The organism is Klebsiella sp. S69 (assembly GCF_016516145.1).
In the GTDB taxonomy this organism is placed as follows: Bacteria; Pseudomonadota; Gammaproteobacteria; order Enterobacterales; family Enterobacteriaceae; genus Klebsiella; species Klebsiella oxytoca.
Window position 1 is genome coordinate 1 of record NZ_JACVUU010000062.1, and the last position, 2,514, is coordinate 2,514.

General features: G+C 52.7%; 2 protein-coding genes. Both read right to left on the reverse strand.

From position 1 onward, the window contains the following. Nucleotides 1–534 precede the first annotated feature (534 nt). A complete protein-coding gene (locus IAE27_RS29150; protein WP_200093412.1) occupies nucleotides 535–1,806 on the reverse strand; it encodes a Y-family DNA polymerase in 1,272 nt (423 codons plus the stop codon). Next, nucleotides 1,806–2,255, reverse strand: coding sequence for a translesion error-prone DNA polymerase V autoproteolytic subunit (umuD, locus tag IAE27_RS29155; protein ID WP_200093413.1), 450 nt, complete (start codon nucleotides 2,253–2,255; stop codon nucleotides 1,806–1,808). The genes IAE27_RS29150 and umuD overlap by 1 nt, the downstream gene beginning before the upstream one ends. Nucleotides 2,256–2,514: the final 259 nt, after the last annotated feature.

The window sequence follows — 2,514 nt, forward strand, 5'->3', positions numbered from 1 at the left end:
GGTCCCACTTAGTCCATGCATTCTCCGCCGGTCAGCCAGCTGGGACCGTGGCCCCACTTGAGCAGAATGCCGCGCTCTATACTCTACAGGCTCGGGCTTAAATGCGCCGTGAATTGAACTAAGGATATGGGGACACTCCGCATCTGCAGGCCTCTAGTGAGTGAAAAAGAGATTGCTAGACAGGAGACAAACAATTTTCTTGGCGAGTTGCGTGTTGCCGACTGTGATTACAACCGCGAACGGTTGATGGCAATTGTGTTTACTCAAGCCTGAATCGTGAACTGAGCTTCTGCGGTGGTTACTGCAGAGAACTAGTGGCAGAATTTAGATGCCGGGGCGTATATCCCTCATGTCTGGCTGGCCGCTGGATTATCTGATCGGTTACGTCCAATGTTTCATCGCTACGGACCTTGGTAAAGGCTGACGGTAGTATGACAGACACAATATCTGCGAACCATCTAATAGGCGAGAGCACTGGTGCTTGTACCCATCCTGGTGGCCATGCAAGCCAGACCCGGGCTAAGCCACTCCGGTTTAAAACCTGGCGACCGGTAACTCTTTCCAGCGGGTTGTATATGCCGGCGACAACATCTCCCGCTTCATCTGCCACTTAGAAGCAATACCTCTGCCAGCAAACCAGATCTTACCAAAACCTGAGTGATTAATGCCATCGAGGACTTTCATCAGTTCATCACTGTGCGGCCGTGGCTGTATCTCATCGAACAGGTTCAGCTGAGAGACCCCGTTTGGACTGAAATCGTTCAGCATGACTCCGGCTTTTGCGTAGCGATGGCCTGGTACCCAGATCCTGTCCAGCGCGTTAACCGCAGAAGCGATAATGTCCCGGGTGTCGCGCGTTGGCGTACTCAGTTTTTCCGTTGAGATATTTCCGTAGTACGGTTCTTTGACGGCGAACGGCGAGGTTTTTATGAATGCGGAAATGTGCCGGCAGTACTGGCGCTCACCGCGCAGTTTTTCAGCTGCCCGTTCAGCATACTGGCATATGGCCTGACGGATCTCATCATAGGCGATGATCCGCTGCCCGAAGCTGCGACTGCAGACGATCTGCTGTTTGGGCGGCGGAGCTTCCTCCAGCGAAATGCAGCTCTCTCCGTTCAGTTCCCGAACCGTTCGCTCGAGTACCATGTTAAAGTTTTTCCGGATGAACGTCGGGTTAGTCAAGGACAGCTGCAGCGCCGTGGTGATCCCCATCACCTGCAGTTTCTTCGCTATCCGGTTTCCTACACCCCATATTTCTTCAACCGGCTGCAGGGATAGCAGCTTTGCCGTTCGCCGCGGATTGGCCGGAGTCAGCGCCAGCACGCCGCGGAATTGCGGCCACTCTTTTGATGCCCACTGCGCCGACTTCGCCAGCGTTTTTGTGGCGCCGATACCGACTCCAATCGTCAGGCCCGTGCCATTGCGAACGTGCTCACGCAGTTGCATGCCGAACTGTTCCAGGTCCATGCAGTGGCTGATACCGCTGACGTCCAGGAAACATTCGTCGATACTGTATTGTTCCACCCGCGGGGATAATTCTTCCAGCAGCGCAACCACGCGATTACTAAGGCTCGCATAGAGCTCATAATTGCTGGAGAACGTGATGACAGGCTTCGGAAACTGCATGGCCTTCAGCTGGAACCAGGGAATGCCCATTTTGATCCCCATCTGCTTTGCTTCCTTCGAACGCGCAATCACGCAGCCATCGTTATTACTGAGAACGACGACCGGCTGGTCACGCAGGTCAGGGCGAAACACCTTCTCGCAGCTGGCATAGAACGAATTCACGTCGGCCAGGGCGTACATCAGTCCGTGCCCCGTGTTTTATGAATAAACGCGGTCACCACGCCAAATATCTGCAGCGTCTCCGGGTCCGGGTACAGGTCAGGATATGCCGGGTTCATCGCCAGCAGGGCAGGGCGGGGGGTCAGCAGAAGTCGCTTGACGATAAATTCTCCCTCCATCTCGGCAATAACGATATCGCCATGCCGGGGTTTTTCCGCTTTATCGACGACCATCAGATCGCCGTAGTAAAGACCGAAGTCCGTCATCGAGTTTCCTATGGCTCTGACGAAATAGGTCGAGTGGCGCCGGCGAATACAGTACTCGTTGAGGTCCAGTTCTGATTCGGTGTAATCGGCTGCAGGGGAGGGGAAACCTGCCGCGCATCGTTCAGTGAAAAGCGGAATCGTGAGTATTCCGGGGTTGAGTGCTGCAGGTGTGAATTTCACCGTTTTATTTCTTTTGCTGTACATGTATACAGTAATTATTTTACCGGCTGCTTGTTTTTGCAAGCCTCTTTATGCCGCTCCACGGTAAACCACTGCTGTGATGGCGAAAAAAGTGTCATATAACAAAAACGCATACCAGGACGGCGCTGACCCCGTAATCATGTAATATACTAATATCAAATGAATTTCATTCCCGAAGAGGTCTTTATGTCACCCGGCTTCAGAAATGTTCATGGTTAGGAAATTGAATTATCGTTTTAAAAATTTCCTGACCATGAACATA

Coding starts and splice junctions, on each gene's coding strand:
- IAE27_RS29150 (WP_200093412.1), bottom strand. CDS start 1,806: ATGTACGCCCTGGCCGACGTGAATTCGTTCTATGCCAGCTGCGAGAAG.
- umuD (WP_200093413.1), bottom strand. CDS start 2,255: ATGTACAGCAAAAGAAATAAAACGGTGAAATTCACACCTGCAGCACTC.